This is a genomic window from Paracidobacterium acidisoli, assembly GCF_003428625.2.
GTDB lineage: Bacteria > Acidobacteriota > Terriglobia > Terriglobales > Acidobacteriaceae > Paracidobacterium > Paracidobacterium acidisoli.
The window spans coordinates 367,220-383,609 of record NZ_QVQT02000002.1; the positions used below are offsets into that span (position 1 = coordinate 367,220).

Sequence of the window (16,390 nt, forward strand, 5' to 3'; positions counted from 1 at the left end):
TGTCTGCAGGTGTTAAGGTGTTAATCCAGTCTGCGCCGGAACCAGGTATGCGCCGGTTTATCGACTGCCAGATAGACGGCAACCCCGACAAGGTGCGCAAAGATCAGGCAGAGCAGCATGCCTGCCAGATGGTCGCGCTGCAAAAAGACTGAGCCGATCTTTCCGGCGGCTGCCCCTATCGCGCCCACGCAGTAGAAATGGGTGAGATAGGTCGCATAGCTGGCGTCGCCCAGCAGCACCAGTGCGGCCACGCGCAGGGAGAAGCCGATGCGGTCGAGCAGCACCGCGGACAGCACCATGCACATGGCGGCCAGCTGGAGCCCAATTGCGCAAGCCACAGGGTGAAGCGGGCTATAGATCGCAAAGAGAGGCTGGCCGATCAAACCCGCAATGCCCAGAAGCAGAATCAGATACCGGTATTGTGTGACTGCAGCCCGCGGAAGCCTGTGGAAGAACCAGAAGCAGACCATGCCCAGCAGAAACTCAAAGATCAGCGGCTCGCCGAAGAACTGGAGCACCTTCGACGTAATGGGCAGGACATGAAGAACGGCGAAGATTCCGGTCAGAAGGAACGCCGACAGCACTGCCGCATAGCGCCGCGTAAGCAGCAGCGCCAGCGCAATGATGACGTAGAAATACATCTCATAGTTGATCGACCAGCCGACAAACAACATCGGCTGAACCAGGCCGTCGGATTTCAGGAACGGGATGAAAAACAGGCTCTTGAGCAGGTGGACGGACGAAGCCTGCGTCGCCTGCAGAAACCTGGGAGCGGCAATCGCCAGAAAGAAGACGGCGAAGGTGGCGAGCCAGTAAAGCGGTACGATGCGGGCCACGCGGCGCAGAAAGAAATTGCGGGGGTTGGTGGCGCAGATATACGCCATCATGAATCCGCTGATCACGAAGAAAGTATCGACGCCGAATCGGCCCAGCGGACGCGGCAGACCGCGATGGAAGCCGGTATGGAAGAAGACGACAGCGAAGGCGGCATACGCCCGCAGAATCTGCACATTGAGCAGCTTGACCTGCGGAGCCTTTCCGGTGCGTGCGGCGGCCGGGCCGGCATCGGGCGGTAATCCGACGCTTGAAGTGGATTCAGATACCGTCGAAAGATTCGCCTCCATGAAATCGGGCCTCCAGGCACTCGGGGGTTGGGGGTTCGGCCGAAGTACGGCAGGATCTTTCAGCAGATCACGGCAGACAATTGAGGCTCAGAAGGTTATTACGAAAGTACAGAGTATCAGAGCCATTCCGCAGGAATCCTCAACAGCATTTATGTCCGATAACGGATATTCTGTATAGTGAGTGCTGCAGATGAATAGCTTGCGCCGTGGCTGTCCTTGAACCTGATTCACAGGGCGGGTGACGCTTTCCTGCATTGCCTGCCCGGGTGCCATCGCGCCCGCCAGGGATTCGTAAAGGACAGGACATGCTCCGACGTGGGCTTTCCAATTCAGTTCCTGTCTTGCTCTCACGGAAAGTATTGATTAGGCCAGCCGAGGCTCTTAAACCGAAGGTCCAGTCAGTTGCTGGCCGTCAGAATCTCATGTAAATAATCATATATAGCGTACTAAGATATTGAAATAAATCATGATATTGATCGGTATCCGGAATGTAAGTGTTCCCTTTTCTGCACTTCCTTATGCTAAGGTAATCACAGATGCGCGTTACCCTCTCCGCCCATAGGCCCTTTCACTTCGTGATGCTCGCGAATGCCCTGCGTGCGCACGCCAGGAAGATCGATATCTTCAGCTCGGCGCCGCGCCGGTTTTTCAAAGGCCTCGACGAGACCATCCCGGTGCGTATGGCACCGGCGCCCATTCATATCGTCTCCCGAGTGCTGCCGTTTCGGGTGCCTCACAGCATGGTGGATCTGGACACCCTCTTTTACGACGCGCTGGTAGCCGCGCGCATGGGCCGTCCGGATATCTGTTTCGGGCTGGCGACGCAGAGCCTCTACACGGCTCGCGCGGCAAAGAGCCGTGGCGGCGCCTTTGTGCTCGACCGCGCCTGCCCGCATCGCGACTTCCAGCAGGCTCTCGGCCAGCGGGAGGCCGAGCGTGTAGGTATTGCCTGGCAGCCGCAGCCGGAGTGGTTCCGTGAGCGGCAGCTTGAGGAGTACGACCTGGCCGAGGCGATTCTGGTGCCCTCGATGTATACCGGACGCACCTTCCCTGCCGAGCTGCAGCATAAGCTGGTGAAGGCTCCTCTGCTGGGCCGCACAAAGATCGCGGAGAAGCCCCGCACCGAGAAGAACAGCGTCTTTACCGTTGGCGTGGTCGGCGGAGCTCCGCTGCGCAAGGGCTATCTTTATCTGCTGAAGGCGTGGAAGAAGCTGGCGCTGCCCAATGCGAAGCTCCTCATCCGCTCCGGCGGCGGCTTTGCCGGCTTTCCGGCTCTGGAAGAGCTGATGAAGCAGCTTCCGAATGTGGAGCTGGTCGGCTATGTGCCCAACATCTCCGAGTTCTATCAGCGCTGCGATGCCTTTGTGCTTCCCAGCGTCGATGACGGCTTCGGGATGGCGCTGGTCGAGGCCATGTCGAATTACGTCGCCTGCGTGGCCAGCAGCAACTGCGGCGCATCGGAGTTCATCACCAGCGGCCGCGACGGCATTGTGGTCGAGCCGGCCAGCGAAGATCAGCTCGCCGAAGGCATTCTCCGTCTGTATGAGTCGGAAGAGCTGCGCCGCGAGATGGGAGCCGCAGCGGTCGAGACCGTGCGTAAGATCGAAGCCGGCCGCGGATACGACCGCGCCATCGACTCCCTGATGTCCAGACTGGGCAGTGACCGCCTCGCGGTCAATCAGCTCTCTTCGCAGCCGGCGTAATCGCGCCGGTCTGCATCTTCCCCGCATTTCGCTTCCGAAATTTTCTGCCGATCTGATTTCCCGGTCAGCGTACGACGCCGCGGCGCTCGAGCCAGCGCAGCGTGCTCTGCACCATCTGCTTGCCGGAACGAACCAGGCCGGGTGCGAACTTCTCCAGCATGGGCTTGGCGGGCTGCAGAAATCCCTGCACCTTATAACGGAAGCGCGTGGTGCGAAAGCTCTGCTGCTGGCCTTCGTTGCTGAAGGCCTTCATATACCAGGCGGGAAAGACCGCGGTCAGAAAGGCCGTCTGGTTCTTCCAGCGATGGTTGTAGTCAATCTCGCACTCTTCCATGTCGCGGTCTTCCTTGTAGAGCCCGACGTGATCGAGAGCGGCGCGCGACTGGATGTGGGGCTGATCGCTGTAGAGGAAGTACTCAATGCGTCCGTCTTCGTATGGCTTCGGCGTTGCATAGCAGGGCTCGCTGCTGCCGGAGAGCCGCATGTTCTTATCCGCAGGATGTGGCGCGCCCCCGAAGTTGATGAGGCCCACCTGTGGGTTCTCTTCCATCACCTGAATTGCCTGGCGGAGATAATCGCGCGGACCCTGGCAGACCCAGTCATCCTGAACCATGAAAATGTATTTGCCCGTGCAGTGGCGGATGCCGTTGTTGTTATTCGCGCCGAGTCCCTGATTGCGCGGCGCCAGCGCGAAGAGATCCGCCGGCAGCGTGCGAATCTTCGCCTGAATCTCTTCCCCGCTGCCGTCGTCGGCAATTACCAGCTCGAGCGACGGATAGTCTGTGTTTCTGCGAAAGGCTTCGACGGTCTGCGCCAGCAGGTCGAAGCGCTTGTAGGTGACAAAGAGAACGGAAACGAGGGGGAGCTCAGAGGTCATCAGTGTCTTTTATCCTCAGGCCGCGCCCAGAGAGCGGGCCACGCGCTGCTGCATGCTGCGGCCACGGTTGGCAAAACCGCGCAGGTATCGGTTGATGTCGTTGCGATCCTGACGAACCATCGTGAAGTATGCTCCCGTGAAGTACACGATGATAAACGTAAATACCTCCGCCAGCAGCCCGCCCAGATGCTTGTGCTGGATGTGGACGTAGTGATGCACGAGCAGGCTCAGAGCGCTTGCTGCAGCCAGCGGCAGCGATTGCCGCAGGAGGCATCCGCCGAAAAAGCGAACGACATTCAGATGGAAAGTCTTCGAGATTTTGCGCCACAGCAGCACGTTCTGCGGAAGCTGCACGATGACGAGGGCCAGAGTAATGCCGCCGAGTCCGATCTTCTTTCCCAGATAAAATGCCAGCGCGAAATTGGCTACGCCCTGAAAGAAGGCTGTGCCGGTAAGCAGGCGCATCCATCCGAAGACGAACGAGTAGACGATGGCCACGCGCTGCATGGAGATGGTCACGCAAAAGATTGCAAGGCAGACCGTGAGCAGCTCTCCGGCATACTGGCCTTCGCCCACCCACGAGACAACAAGATCGTGATTGAAGAGGAAGACGCCCACCGCGAGCGGCAGCGACATGAGCAGCAGAAAGCGTGAGAGACGCAACAGCGCCTGCTTCATGCGGTCCATCTCTTTTTTGCCGTAGAGCTCATTGATGGCCGGCGTTGCGCTGTCTGACAGGCGCAGAATCATGTTGTACGCCGTCATCGTGGGCATCTGCGATGTATAGAAGGTACTGGCGTTGGCCGCGCCGCTCGTTATGCCCGCGACGGTGTTGCCGGAGCTGAACATGAGCATATTGCCGACGTTCAGAAACATGGCATGACCGCCGAATCCCACCATCTCGCGCAGCAATCTTTTATCAGGTACGCCCCAGCCAGGCGTGAGCTGCGGATTCTTGCGGCGGAAGCGGACCCGGTACAGAACGCTGCCGCAGGCCTCGACCACGGTGCCCGCAAGCATCAGGCCGAAGAGACCTCCGCCGGCGAGAACGAACAGCAGCGACGCCAGTGTGCGCGATGCCCCCAGCAGTGTTCCGATGAGATTGGTCGCGGCCAGATCCTGTGTGGCCACCGATGCATTCAGATATGCGGCCAGCGGCGTGCGAAGAATGGCCCACGCGGCAATCACGTAAAGCGCATACCTTGCCTGATGAGCAATGCCCGGCGAGAGATGGAACAGCTGCGCGATGAACATGCTGAAGATCACCACCAGTCCTGCGAAGACGGTGTTGGTAATCAGCAGCAGCGTGCGCGCAGTGGTGAAGACGTGCCGGAAGCGCACGCCTCCGTCGTCCATGCCGATCGCCTGCGCCAGAAAGCGCTCGAGCGACCACGAGTGCGCGATGTCGACCAGCGCAAGGAAGCTGAGCGTCTGCATGATCGCGGCATAAGCGCCCAGCGCTTCGCGTCCGGCGAGCTTAAGCACCACCGGCGCGAGCAGCGCCTGGACGAGAATCTGCGAGGCATACTGCACCAGACTGGTAAGAAAACCTTTGGCGGCTCTTCCACTACGACTCATTCGTTGGCGGTCTCATTCAAAAAAGAAAATGACTTGGTATCTGCTATGCCTGCGCCCGGGATCGGGTGGGTCATGTTCACTGCAAAAATTCAGCTCTGTTGAGCCGGTGTCAGGAACAGATACTCCATGTATACCATTTCGATGATAACCCTATGTTACACGGGAAAGACTTCTCCGGCTGCATCAGGTAAGCCCTGTCTTTGCATGATTCTCATGGAATTACCCCTTGAATCATGAGACACTGCATCCACACAATGACCTGCAATTCGCACTGCACAATGGTAACCCCCGACCGGAGCGCATTATGACGGCTCGCGAAGGACAGCGTTACGATGAGCTGGATTCACTGCGTGGTCTTGCTGCCGTAACAGTCGTGTTCGGACACCTTTCGATGATGGTGTTCTGCGGCCCATCAGGACCACTCAATCCGCAGTGGAATTTCTGGCGGCACCTGATCGTGCTCGTCAATTACACGCCGCTTACCGTGATCATGTCCGGCGGAGCGGCCGTGCGCTTCTTCTTCGTGCTCAGCGGCTTCGTTCTGATGCTTCCCTTCCTCAGGAAGAAGGACAATCCATACTTTCCGTTTCTGGTAAAGCGCATCTGCCGCATCTGGATGCCATACGTGGCGGCAATCGGCTTTGCTCTGATCTTCGATGCGTGGCTGGGGCAGCGCACCCTGCCGGGGTTTTCGGGAGCGATCAATAACACATGGAATGAGCCCATCACCTGGCACCGCGTGATACAGCATGTGCTCATGCTGGGGGTCTTTCCCGCCGCGCAGTACAACACGGTTCTGTGGTCTCTCGTGCAGGAGATGCGCATCTCCATCGTTTTCCCGCTGCTCGCGCTGGCTGTGCTCAAACTCAGCACACGCGGACTGGTGCTGCTTGTTCTGCTGCTCGAAGCGGGAACGGCATTGATTCCCATATTTCACCCTGCGGCCGATCTCAGCCTGCAGAGCTTTCCCGAGACCATACACTTCATCAGCTTTTTCCTGCTCGGAGCGGTGCTGGCAAAGAACCGGGAGCCGATCTCGAACTGGCTGAGCAGCATCAGCAAATGGAGCCGCGCCGCCATCGCACTGTTTGCCTTCCTGATGTACACCACAGGAATCAAAACACTCTGGAGCGCGCATTTTAACGATCATGTTCTGGTGCGCGTCATGCGGGCGTTCCCGCATGCGGCGTGGGCCAGCTCCGCTGCGCTGGGATATATGAATGAGGCAGCCGGAGACTGGATCGCGGCTCTGTGCGCCGCCACGGCGATCTGTTTTGCTCTGGTTGACCGCAGGACCAAAGCGGTACTCAATCACAAGCTCGTTCTCTGGACCGGGCGCGCCTCCTACACCCTTTATCTGGTGCACGCCACGGTTCTCTTCGCGCTGCTCTTCGGCCTGTATCAGACACGCTGGTTCTCGCTGCTGGTTCCGGCCTATATCGTGGGAACCATCGTCGCGACCATCCTCTTCTACCGGTTCGTGGAACGGCCGACGATGGCTCTGGGGAAAAAGCTGGCACGCATGCTTACCCCTGCGCCGCGTGATGTTCCCGAAACCAAGCCGATGGTCAATATAGGCTGAGCCGGACCGCGTCAGCTTCCGAAGATTCGCAATGACCGCACGGCCATGCCGTGGCCTTCGGGATGGTCGGGGACCTTGCCGCCTGCCCAGTCGGCGAGCGCCGTGGAGAGGCGGATCGTGGCCGGTCCTTTGACCGCGCCGTGGGTGATGACCGCCGCGATCGGCTCGCCATCGACCTCGTAGATCATATCGGTCGGCGTCCACAAAAGACCCACGTCGTGAAAACCCGCGGAAAGGTTCTCGACGAAGTTGGCGCCCCAGCCCATGGCAGTGTGTTTCTCCGTCTTGTTCGAAGGCCAGTACTGCAATCCGAGATGCATGTAGCTGGGGTAGAACGTCTCGGTGATGTCGATTTCGAAATGATCGTCGGTGGTCAGCCAAAAGGCGTTGTCGAGCCCCCGAATATCGGCGATCCGGATACTGGCCTCATAGAAGCCATAACCGTATTTGGTCTTACTGGCGATGTAGCCGATGGACCAGTGCGCGGTGCGGCAGTCCTTCGACGGAAGAACCTCAAGTTTCAGGCCCGAGGGCGTTGCCTGGACGCTGTCCGGCCGGCGGCAGGACTTCAGGCTCGCATTGTCATCGCTCACCGGGCTCCAGTTGCTGTCGAGCTCGGAAAGGTTTGTGAAATCGGTCGAAAGAATGGGCGTTCTGTGGCCTGAACGCCATGCCGCGATGGCGGCGCGGTCGGCTGGCGTGACGGCCCGGCGCGTGCCCCATGCCTGATCCGGCGAGCCCCAGGTGACCGGCCCGGCCAGGGTCGCAGCCCAGGCCAGCGGTACCAGCAGAAGGAATGCGGGAAGACAAAAAGCCCCGCCCGCAAGGATCGTCCGTCTGATGTTTTCTGCTCTTTGCATCGGAAGCTCTTCGACCCGCCATGACCGCAGGGACAGGCTACACCGGGACCGGCAGCTCCACTGTCAATTCAGGTTGAATGCATGCAGCTGTACAGAAGCGCACTGTGACGCGGCGACAGCAGGCAAAGATTTTTTGCGGGATGGATCGGGCTACATCTTGTAGCGGCCGAGATCCTCGTCGCCGAGATTCTCCAGCCAGTTCCGGATATCCTGGGCCGAAGCCTGCGAGTCGGCGGGATTCGGCAGGACTTTGGCGGCGAGCAGCACCTCTTCGGCGACATAAATCGGACAGTCCGAGCGCAGCGCCAGCGCCAGCGCGTCGGAGGGGCGCGCATCGACGGCCACCATCTCCCCGTTCTGGACCATCCAGATCACCGCATAGAACGTATCGTCCTTCAGCTCGGTCACCACAATGCGCTGCACCTGGGCATTCAGGCCCTGCACCAGATTTTTCAGCAGGTCATGCGTCAGCGGACGCGTGGCGGTCGCTTTCTCGACCTCCATCGCGATGGCGTTGGCCTCATAAAGCCCCACCCAGATGGGAAGAATGGCGTCGCTCTCCGGATCGCGCAGCAGCACGATCGGCATATTCGTCGAAGGGTCGACCATCAGTCCCCGGATTTTCATTTCGATTTCCATTGGCGCCCCCTCTTCCGCTTCAGACTGCCTCACCCACAAGACTGTTGGGAAAGCTCTTCGTCACCCTGACCGGAAGATAATTCCCGGTTGCGGGCATAATGGGCTGACTGGTGGTAAAGTTCAAGGTCTTATTCTGGCTGGTGCGCCCGATGACCTGCGCGCGCGCCGCATTCTGACCCTCAACCATTACCTCAAAAATCTCCCCGACATGGTTGTTGTAATTGATCCTTTGAATCTCGCGCTGCCGCTCGAGCAGGATCTGCAGCCGGGCCGATTTCTCTTCATCCACGATGGAATCCGGCATGGTCACGGCCGGAGTATTGGGCCGCGGCGAATATTTGAAGGCGAAGACGCCGTCGTACTGCACCTCGGCCAGCAGATCGATCGTCTGCTCGAAATCCTCCGGCGTCTCTCCCGGAAAGCCGACGATGATGTCCGTGGTCATGCTGATCGGCCGCCTGGCCGCCTTGATCCACGCGATGCGCTCCAGATACTGCTCGCGCGTGTATTCACGCTGCATCATCTGCAGCACATGCGATGAGCCGCTCTGTACCGGCAGGTGCACGTGATCGCAGAGCGACGGCACCGCGTCGATGGCCTCGACGATATCCCGCGTGAAATCCCGCGGATGCGAAGTCGTGAAGCGGACGCGGCGAATGCCGGTGATCTGGCCGACGGCGGCGAGCAGCTCCGCGAAGCTCAGCTTCCCTTCCGAATCGCGATACGAGTTCACATTCTGGCCGAGGAGCTGGATCTCGGTATAACCCGCATCGGCCATGCGGCGCGCTTCAGCCAGCACCGAGGTCGATGTGCGGCTGCGCTCTTTGCCGCGGGTATAAGGAACCACACAGTATGCGCAGAACTTGTCGCAGCCTTCGATGATCGTGATGTAGCCGCGATGCGGATTGGTGCGGGCGGTAAACTCCGTTTCAAAGGTCTCTTCCGTCTGGCGGTCGTCGAGACCGGTGACCCGGGTTGCTCCCTGCTCGATCTGGATCAGCATCTCGGGCAGCCTGCGATACGAGGCGGAGCCGGAAACCAGCGAGACAAACGGCGCGCGCTCGAAGATGCGCTCGCCTTCCTGTTGCGCCACGCAGCCCAGAACGCCGAAGCGCTTGCCCTGGCGATAGAGTTTTTTGTAATCGTTGAGCCGGTTGAAGACCTTCTGTTCGGCCTTGTCGCGAATCGAGCAGGTGTTATAGAGAATCAGGTCGGCCGCTTCTTCGTCTTCCACCTGCCGATAGCCCTGCTGTACCAGTGTGCCGATGACTTTTTCCGAGTCATGAACGTTCATCTGGCAGCCGAATGTCTCCAGATAAAACGTCTTCGACGGGCTCGCCGAATCGTGGTTGTTCTGTGTCGTCATGCTCTCTTCAAGTATAGCGCGGGGCCGCGGCGCAGCCTGCGTAGAGCGCGTCTAGCGGTGCGGGGAAAGAAAGGCGTGGCGGCTCTGCGGCGCGGGCAGATAGACCCGCTCGAGCGTGCTGTCGCTGTGGATGCTGACCATGTTGCGCCCGGCGCGCTTGGAGCGGTAGAGCGCCTCGTCGGAGTGCTTCAGCAGCGTCTCGCTGGTATCGCCGAAGGTGCTGACGGCGACGCCGACGCTGGCCGTAATGTTGAGCGAGACCGGCAGATTGTCCATCATCTCGATGGAGTGGCGAATGCGCTCCGCCACCATCGCCGCCTGCATCGAGTCGGTATCACGCAGCAGCATGGTGAACTCTTCGCCGCCGAAGCGGGCCAGCGCATCGGAGCCGCGCGTGGTGCACTGCAGAACGGCGCTGACGCGGCGAATGACCTCATCGCCGATGGGATGCCCATAGGTATCGTTGATGATCTTGAAGAAATCGAGATCGACCAGAACCAGTCCGAGCGCCTTGCCGTGACGGTTGGAGTAGGTCAGCTCGCGCTGCAGCGCCTCCTCGAAGGCGCGGCGGTTCAGCAGTCCGGTCAGGCCGTCGGTCAGGGCGAGCGTCTGCAGATTCAGCCGCTGGGCGCAGACCGAGAGCCACACGAAGCTGAGTCCCGCGCTGATGCCGAGCATGCAGTGAACCAGCGTGAAGAAGGACTGGAAGAGATACGGGTGTGTCAGGTCGGTGTGCGGCGGCCCGAGAAATATCGTCACGATCGCGCGCACCACGTGAATGGAGGCCAGAGTGGCCATAATGCCGCCGGCAAACATAGCCGGCCCGCGCAGCAGGGGTGGATAGTGTCGGAAGAGAACGTAAGCGGACAGCGCGATCTGCACCGCCGCCGTGGTTGAAAATGCGTAGCTGAAGTAAGAGAAGTTGGGATGAACCAGGGTGAAATCGACGCAGGCAAGGATATTGAAGACCACCACCGCCATGCTGATCCGTATCTGGTGGTTGGGCCGCTCCAGTACTTCGCAGATGGCCTGATGCAACAGAACGTAGGTCATCACCAGGCTGAGATTGGTGAGACTCACGATGAAAAACAGATGGGTATAAGAACGGGCGGAGAACAGCACGATCCCGGCAAAGGCCAGGGCGAACGCCGACTTCAGCCAGCGCATACCTTTCAGGTTCGGCATGCTGCGGTCGATTGCAAAACAGCCGATGACGAACATGGCCAGAATGACTGCGTATCCGGCCATTAAAGCGCGCATGGACATCCGCTCTGCCCAGGGTCCTTTCCGGCAAATCTGTTAACAAATGGGGATTCCCATCCAGCATGCCATGCTGAAGCGCATCCGTCACGATCAATCTTCCGGGGAGACACACATCGGTTACCCTGCTTCCCGGCGGGTACGTCCCGGAGCTCGCTGCGGTATCTTCGCAGCATGCGGCAGAAGCAGAACATTGCTCTGATTTCGTGGAATACCGAAGCCATCGGCGAGCAGAAACAACGGCTCGAAAGGGCTGGGTTCACTCTGGAACTATCGATCCACCGCAGCTCCGGCCTGATCGGCAAACTGGCGCGGGCCGGTGTGGATGCCGTTGTGATCGACCTGAGCTCGAAGCCCTCCTATGGCCGCGAGATCGGCATTCAGCTGCGCGGCAGCCCCACCACACGGCCCGTGCCGCTGGTCTTTGCCGGCGGCGTGGAAGAGAAGATCGCTCTGGTTCGCGTCGAGATTCCCGATGCCGTGTACTGCTCCTGGGAGCAGATCGCAGCCGGGGTGAAGCATGCCATCGATCATGCTCCCGTGCGGCCTGTGCAGCCCCGCACGCGCGGCGCAGGAGCGGTCGCCGGTTCGGTGCTGGCGCGCAAGATGGGCCTCGGCGGCGAAGTAAGGACAGTGATTCTCGGCGACGTGATCGGGCTGGGACGGCGGCTGGGCATTGCATACGAAGAGCAGATCGATGCACAGACGGAGATCGCTCTGGCCGTGGTGCGCACCGCGCGAGAGATGGAAGATGTTTTCGGGATGCTGGAGGCGCAGCTTCCGGCAAAGGCCGTGCTGTGGGTGATCCATCCCAAACAGAGTGGAAAGCTGCGCTCGGACTTCACGCAGACCGATGTTCTCGCTACCGGTCTGGCGCATGGCTTCAGCGGCTTCAAAATGTGCGCCGTCGATGCGGACTGGTCGGGCGCGCGTCTGGTGCGGAAGGCGCGCCGATGAGATTTTCGATGAGCCCTGCAGATGAGCGCGAGCGCTGGAATGCGAAGTACGCCGCCGGCGAAAAAGACGAGCGGTCGGCCGATCCCCTGCTGCGGCAGGCCGTCGCCGGAATGGCGCCTGGCCTGGCTCTGGATCTGGCGGGCGGCACCGGGCGGCACGCGCTCTGGCTGGCGGAGCGGGGCTGGCAGGTAACCCTGTCTGACATCTCCGACAACGCAATGGCACTCGCCCGGCAGCGTCTGGCGCAGCAGACGGGCCGGCTCGACGGCAGCGTGGAATGCCGCCGCGAAACAGCCTCCGGGACCATCGCCTGGGCGCTCACAGAGAAACGATGCTTCCATCTGATCGCGGTCTTCTGGTTTCTCGATCGCGCTCTCTTCCCTGCTCTTCCACGGCTGCTCGCGCCGGGAGGCATCCTGGTCTGCAAAACGTTCACGGCGGAGCACGAACGATTCCGCGGGCGCGAGATTCCCGAGTATGCGCTGCAGCCGGGAGAGCTGCGGACGGCTTTCCCTTTGCTCGATGAGCATGTTTACCGCGAAGTCGGCGGCGTTGCCGAGCTGGTGGCGCAGGCGCGATAACGCCGGAGGCATAAAGCCGGTAAAGTGAAAGCCATGCAGCTGCCCGCCTATGATGATCTGCTTCGCGCAGCGAAAATCGTCCGCCAGGTCATGCCGCCTACGCCCACCTGTACCTGGCCGCTGCTCAGCGAGCGAGCCGGCGCAGAAGTCTGGCTGAAGCATGAGAACCATTCACCCGTCGGCGCCTTCAAGCTGCGCGGCGCGATGGTCTACCTTGACTGGCTGCGGCGCGAGCATCCTCGCGTAACCGGAGTTGCCGCGGCCACCCGCGGCAACTATGGCCAGGGAGTGGCGCGTGCGTCGACGCACTACGGAGTGACGGCCACGATTGTGGTGCCGCACGGCAACAGCCCTGCGAAAAACCGCGCCATGCAGGCGCTGGGCGCGGAGCTGATCGAGCACGGCGAGGACTTTCAGAGCTCGCTCGAATATGCCGCGGAGCTGGCAAAGGAGCGCGGCCTGCACATGATTCCCTCCTTTCATCCGCTGCTGGTGCATGGAACGGGAACCTATGCGCTTGAAATGTTCGAGGATGCGCCGGAGCTGGAGGCGGTCTATGTGCCGATCGGCCTGGGCTCGTCCATCTGCGGCGTGATGGCGGCAAAGGCGGCACTGGAGCTGAGAACAGCGCCGGGGCTGAAAGCAGCGCCGCGGCTAAGTACAAAGATCGTCGGCGTGGTGGCAAAAGCCTCGCCCTCTTACGCGCTGTCCTTCAAAGCAGGACATGTGGTGACGCATCCCGCGGAGACCAGGATCGCCGACGGACTGGCCTGCCGGGTTCCGAATGCCGACGCGCTCGAGGCGATTCTGCAGGGCGTGGATCACATCGTCGAAGTCACCGAGGGGGAGATCGCCGCCGCCATGCGCGTCCTCTTTGAAGATACGCATAACCTCGCCGAAGGAGCCGGAGCGGCCGCAGTGGCCGGGCTGCTGCGCGAGCGCGAGGCCGTCGCCGGAAGGCGCGTCGGCGCGGTGCTGACCGGGGGCAATGTGGATCGAGAGACCTTTCTTGCGGCGATGGAGCAGACCGGAGACGCGGCATGAAGAACGATGCGGAGCTGACGCCGATTGCGCATGGAGCGCTCAGTCGCTGCTTCGGCTGCGGACAGCAGAACCCGACCGGACTGCGGCTGAAATTCTTCACCGATGCCGGCGGAAACATCGTCTGCCGCCTTCGCGTGGCGCAGCGCTTTGAAGGCCCTCCGGGCTGCGTGCATGGAGGCGTGATCGCCACGCTGCTCGACGAGGCGATGAGCAAGGCCAACCGCGCCCGCGGCGTAGTGGCGATGACGCGTCAGATGGAGGTCGAGTACCTTAGGCCGGTACGGCTGCGTACATCTCTCACACTGACCGGGCGGCACGTCGAGGCGCACGGCAGAAAGCATCAGTGCGAGGCACAGATCACGGATGCGGAGGGCACGGTGCTGGCGAGGGCGAAGGCGCTGTTTATCGCGGTCGATCCGGCGCGTCTGGCGCAGGCGGCCGGCCGGTAAGCCGTTCGGGGTTCACGGCTCGTCTAGAGCTCGTCCTTCGAGACAATATCGAGGCAGGCCAGGCTTACTCCGGCGATGGCCGGCTCTCCCGGCAGGCCGGAGACGACGGGCTCCGGAACAATGGCGCCGTTGGTCTGCTCGGCAATGGCTTTGCTGAGGGCATGAGCGAAGGTGGTGGCAGAGTTGAGTACGCGCTCCGGGTTTTCGACCGGCCACGAGACAGGAAGGCCACACACCCAGCGCCAGATAACGACATTGGCGGGGTCTGAGAGTGCGGTATCGGCGGGATAGACATGTCGGGTGATCTGGTGGGCTGCCCTGACGGCAGTATGCAGGTCGGATAGAGACAGGGATTTGGGCCGATCGTTCATCCCGGAGCGTGTTCCTCTGGAGGATGGTGCGCGAAGTGCCGGAACGTTACATTCGGATCAACCTGAATCTTGATAAACTGACCCTTCAGAGAGATTTCCGTGCAGCGCCGGAAACGGGCCCCAGCCCGTACGCGCTGCGATGGATTGATAAGGGAGTCGCGCAATGGCAGAACAAAACAATACAAACGGCAATTACACGGCGAATTCGACAACCGGGCTGCGTCTGAAGGTGGGTCTGGCGGAGATGCTCAAGGGCGGCGTCATCATGGACGTGATGAACGTCGAGCAGGCGAAGATCGCCGAGCAGGCCGGAGCGGTTGCCGTGATGGCGCTCGAGCGTGTTCCCGCCATGATCCGCGCCGAGGGCGGCGTGGCCCGCATGGCAAAGCCCAGCCTGATTAAGGAGATCATCGGAGCGGTCTCGATCCCGGTCATGGCCAAGGCCCGCATCGGCCACTTCGCCGAGGCGCAGATCCTCGAGCATCTGGGCGTCGACTTCATCGACGAGAGCGAAGTGCTCACCCCTGCCGATGAAACGCACCACATCGACAAGCACGCCTTCAAAACCCCCTTCGTCTGCGGCGCGCGCGATCTGGGCGAGGCGCTGCGGCGCATTGCCGAAGGCGCGGCGATGATCCGCACCAAGGGCGAAGCCGGTACCGGTGACGTCGTGCATGCCGTGAAGCACATGCGCCAGATCGTGCAGGAGATGAAGGCGCTGACCGTGCTCAGCGAGCAGGAGCTGTACGTCGCGGCGAAGGAGCATCGCGCGCCTTACGAGCTGGTGCGTATGGTGGCAAAGACCGGCAAGCTGCCTGTGCCGAACTTCTCCGCAGGCGGCATTGCCACGCCGGCCGACGCCGCGCTGATGATGCAGCTTGGCGCCGAGTCTGTCTTCGTCGGCTCCGGCATCTTCATGAAGGAGCGCGCCACGCCGCTCGATGTGGAGCTGGACGCGAAGGGCGAGCCGAACAACCCGGCCGAGCGTGCCGAGGCCGAGTCCCGCGCTAAAGCCATCGTGATCGCCACCACGCACTTCAACGATCCGAAGATTCTCTCCGAAGCCGCCGAGCAGGTCACCGGATCGATGAAGGGCCTCGCCGTCGCTGCTCTTGAAGAAAAGGATCTGCTGCAGACCCGCGGCTGGTGAACTGGCCGGTGCTGGCCGCACGGGCACATGCGCCTTCGGCGCAATGCTGTGAGGAAATTATTATGCGTATTGAGCTCGACTTGCCGGATGACATTGCTCAGGCACTGCAGTCGGCGGATCTCCCCCGCACGGCTGTTGATGCCATTGCGCTCGAAGGCTACCGCTCCGGGAAACTCGGCAGAGGCCAGGTGCAGCGCCTGCTTGGCTTCAGCACGCCGATGCAGGTCGACGCCTTCCTCAAGGAACACGACGTCTATCTGAACTACACGATGGAAGAATACGAGAAGGATCTCGCCACACTGGAAAGGCTGAGAAACAAGGAGGCGGCGAGCACGAAGCGCTCCGCATGATCGTTGTTGCAGACAGCTCAACCCTGCACTATCTGGTTCTCATCACCAGGATCGATATTCTCCAGAAACTATATGGCCGGATTTACATCCCCGAATCAGTGATGATCGAATTGTCTGACATGGGAGCGCCATCGTCTGTTCGTCATTGGGTAGAAAACCTTCCTTCCTGGATCGAATCGCGAAAGCTGACGAATCAGGACGCGTCGATCGGTTTACTGGGCAGAGGGGAACAGGACGGAATCGCTTTGGCCCATGCCCTGGGTGCGGAATTAATCCTTCTTGATGACAAAGCCGCCCGCAAAGCTGCGATACGGCAGGGAATCTCCGTTACCGGCACATTAGGAGTTCTCGGAGAGGCTGCAAAAGCCGGCCTGACAGACCTTGAAGCGGCCATTAAAGAACTGCGGCAAACAAACTTCCGCGCATCTGGCTCTCTTATTTCTGAAATCCTGAACAAGGGCCGAAAACAGGCGCAGGAGCCAAACGGATTTTAGAACTC

The 16,390-nt window shown here is 60.7% G+C and carries 17 protein-coding genes; 9 read left to right on the forward strand and 8 right to left on the reverse strand.

Annotation, left to right across the window (positions count from 1 at the left end; all coding sequences use genetic code 11):
- Window positions 1–20 precede the first annotated feature (20 nt).
- Window positions 21–1,124: an acyltransferase family protein gene (locus tag D0Y96_RS05330; RefSeq protein WP_117298311.1), complete on the reverse strand. Its 1,104-nt coding sequence runs from the start codon at window positions 1,122–1,124 to the stop codon at window positions 21–23.
- 536 nt (window positions 1,125–1,660) lie between these two features.
- Between D0Y96_RS05330 and D0Y96_RS05335 the strand changes: the two genes are divergently transcribed.
- The gene (locus tag D0Y96_RS05335; RefSeq protein WP_117298312.1) at window positions 1,661–2,827 is read left to right on the forward strand and encodes a glycosyltransferase; all 1,167 of its coding nucleotides are present in this window, start codon (window positions 1,661–1,663) and stop codon (window positions 2,825–2,827) included.
- Window positions 2,828–2,891: 64 nt separating this feature from the next.
- Here D0Y96_RS05335 and D0Y96_RS05340 read toward each other — a convergent pair whose 3' ends face one another.
- The gene (locus D0Y96_RS05340) at window positions 2,892–3,704 is read right to left on the reverse strand and encodes a glycosyltransferase family 2 protein (RefSeq protein WP_117298313.1); all 813 of its coding nucleotides are present in this window, start codon (window positions 3,702–3,704) and stop codon (window positions 2,892–2,894) included.
- Window positions 3,705–3,719: 15 nt separating this feature from the next.
- The gene (locus tag D0Y96_RS05345) at window positions 3,720–5,282 is read right to left on the reverse strand and encodes a lipopolysaccharide biosynthesis protein (RefSeq protein ID WP_117298314.1); all 1,563 of its coding nucleotides are present in this window, start codon (window positions 5,280–5,282) and stop codon (window positions 3,720–3,722) included.
- 304 nt (window positions 5,283–5,586) lie between these two features.
- Between D0Y96_RS05345 and D0Y96_RS05350 the strand changes: the two genes are divergently transcribed.
- Window positions 5,587–6,864 (forward strand): acyltransferase family protein, encoded by a 1,278-nt coding sequence (locus D0Y96_RS05350; RefSeq protein WP_117298315.1) that lies wholly within the window; start codon window positions 5,587–5,589, stop codon window positions 6,862–6,864.
- An 11-nt stretch (window positions 6,865–6,875) separates the two neighbouring features.
- On the opposite strand, the gene D0Y96_RS05355 is transcribed toward D0Y96_RS05350, so the two are convergent.
- The 4 genes from D0Y96_RS05355 to D0Y96_RS05370 all read right to left on the reverse strand — a co-directional run bounded on the left by D0Y96_RS05355 (window position 6,876) and on the right by D0Y96_RS05370 (window position 10,977).
- Window positions 6,876–7,724 (reverse strand): glycoside hydrolase family 16 protein, encoded by an 849-nt coding sequence (locus tag D0Y96_RS05355; RefSeq protein WP_117298316.1) that lies wholly within the window; start codon window positions 7,722–7,724, stop codon window positions 6,876–6,878.
- Between the two features lie 150 nt (window positions 7,725–7,874).
- Window positions 7,875–8,363, reverse strand: a complete 489-nt coding sequence (locus tag D0Y96_RS05360) for a bifunctional nuclease family protein (protein ID WP_117298317.1) — start codon at window positions 8,361–8,363, stop codon at window positions 7,875–7,877.
- A 19-nt stretch (window positions 8,364–8,382) separates the two neighbouring features.
- Window positions 8,383–9,729 carry a tRNA (N6-isopentenyl adenosine(37)-C2)-methylthiotransferase MiaB gene (miaB, locus tag D0Y96_RS05365; RefSeq protein ID WP_117298318.1) on the reverse strand — a complete coding sequence of 449 codons (1,347 nt, stop codon included), beginning with the start codon at window positions 9,727–9,729 and terminating at the stop codon, window positions 8,383–8,385.
- A 51-nt stretch (window positions 9,730–9,780) separates the two neighbouring features.
- Window positions 9,781–10,977: a GGDEF domain-containing protein gene (locus D0Y96_RS05370; protein WP_158562227.1), complete on the reverse strand. Its 1,197-nt coding sequence runs from the start codon at window positions 10,975–10,977 to the stop codon at window positions 9,781–9,783.
- A 186-nt stretch (window positions 10,978–11,163) separates the two neighbouring features.
- Between D0Y96_RS05370 and D0Y96_RS05375 the strand changes: the two genes are divergently transcribed.
- From D0Y96_RS05375 to D0Y96_RS05390, 4 genes are read left to right on the forward strand one after another with little or no spacing between them, the layout of a single operon-like run.
- Complete coding sequence (locus D0Y96_RS05375) at window positions 11,164–11,946, forward strand: hypothetical protein (RefSeq protein WP_117298320.1); 783 nt, start codon at window positions 11,164–11,166, stop codon at window positions 11,944–11,946.
- Window positions 11,947–11,954: 8 nt separating this feature from the next.
- Window positions 11,955–12,527, forward strand: coding sequence for a class I SAM-dependent methyltransferase (locus D0Y96_RS05380; protein ID WP_158562229.1), 573 nt, complete (start codon window positions 11,955–11,957; stop codon window positions 12,525–12,527).
- A gap of 33 nt (window positions 12,528–12,560) precedes the next feature.
- The gene (locus D0Y96_RS05385; protein ID WP_117298322.1) at window positions 12,561–13,571 is read left to right on the forward strand and encodes a threonine dehydratase; all 1,011 of its coding nucleotides are present in this window, start codon (window positions 12,561–12,563) and stop codon (window positions 13,569–13,571) included.
- Window positions 13,568–14,020, forward strand: a complete 453-nt coding sequence (locus D0Y96_RS05390; protein WP_117298323.1) for a PaaI family thioesterase — start codon at window positions 13,568–13,570, stop codon at window positions 14,018–14,020. Before D0Y96_RS05385 ends, D0Y96_RS05390 begins: the two co-directional genes overlap by 4 nt.
- Window positions 14,021–14,043: 23 nt before the next feature.
- Here the strand turns inward: D0Y96_RS05390 and D0Y96_RS05395 are convergent, their stop codons facing one another.
- On the reverse strand, window positions 14,044–14,391 hold the full coding sequence (locus D0Y96_RS05395) for a hypothetical protein (protein WP_117298324.1): 348 nt from the start codon (window positions 14,389–14,391) through the stop codon (window positions 14,044–14,046).
- Window positions 14,392–14,554: 163 nt separating this feature from the next.
- Here D0Y96_RS05395 and pdxS point away from each other — a divergent pair, with 163 nt between their 5' ends.
- Genes pdxS through D0Y96_RS05410 form a run of 3 tightly spaced genes read left to right on the forward strand, consistent with a single transcriptional unit; the run spans window position 14,555 to window position 16,385 of the window.
- Window positions 14,555–15,541 carry a pyridoxal 5'-phosphate synthase lyase subunit PdxS gene (gene pdxS / locus D0Y96_RS05400; RefSeq protein ID WP_117298325.1) on the forward strand — a complete coding sequence of 329 codons (987 nt, stop codon included), beginning with the start codon at window positions 14,555–14,557 and terminating at the stop codon, window positions 15,539–15,541.
- Window positions 15,538–15,891: a UPF0175 family protein gene (locus D0Y96_RS05405; RefSeq protein WP_350448974.1), complete on the forward strand. Its 354-nt coding sequence runs from the start codon at window positions 15,538–15,540 to the stop codon at window positions 15,889–15,891. Before pdxS ends, D0Y96_RS05405 begins: the two co-directional genes overlap by 4 nt.
- Window positions 15,888–16,385, forward strand: coding sequence for a PIN domain-containing protein (locus tag D0Y96_RS05410; RefSeq protein ID WP_117298327.1), 498 nt, complete (start codon window positions 15,888–15,890; stop codon window positions 16,383–16,385). Before D0Y96_RS05405 ends, D0Y96_RS05410 begins: the two co-directional genes overlap by 4 nt.
- The last annotated feature ends 5 nt before the right edge of the window (window positions 16,386–16,390 follow it).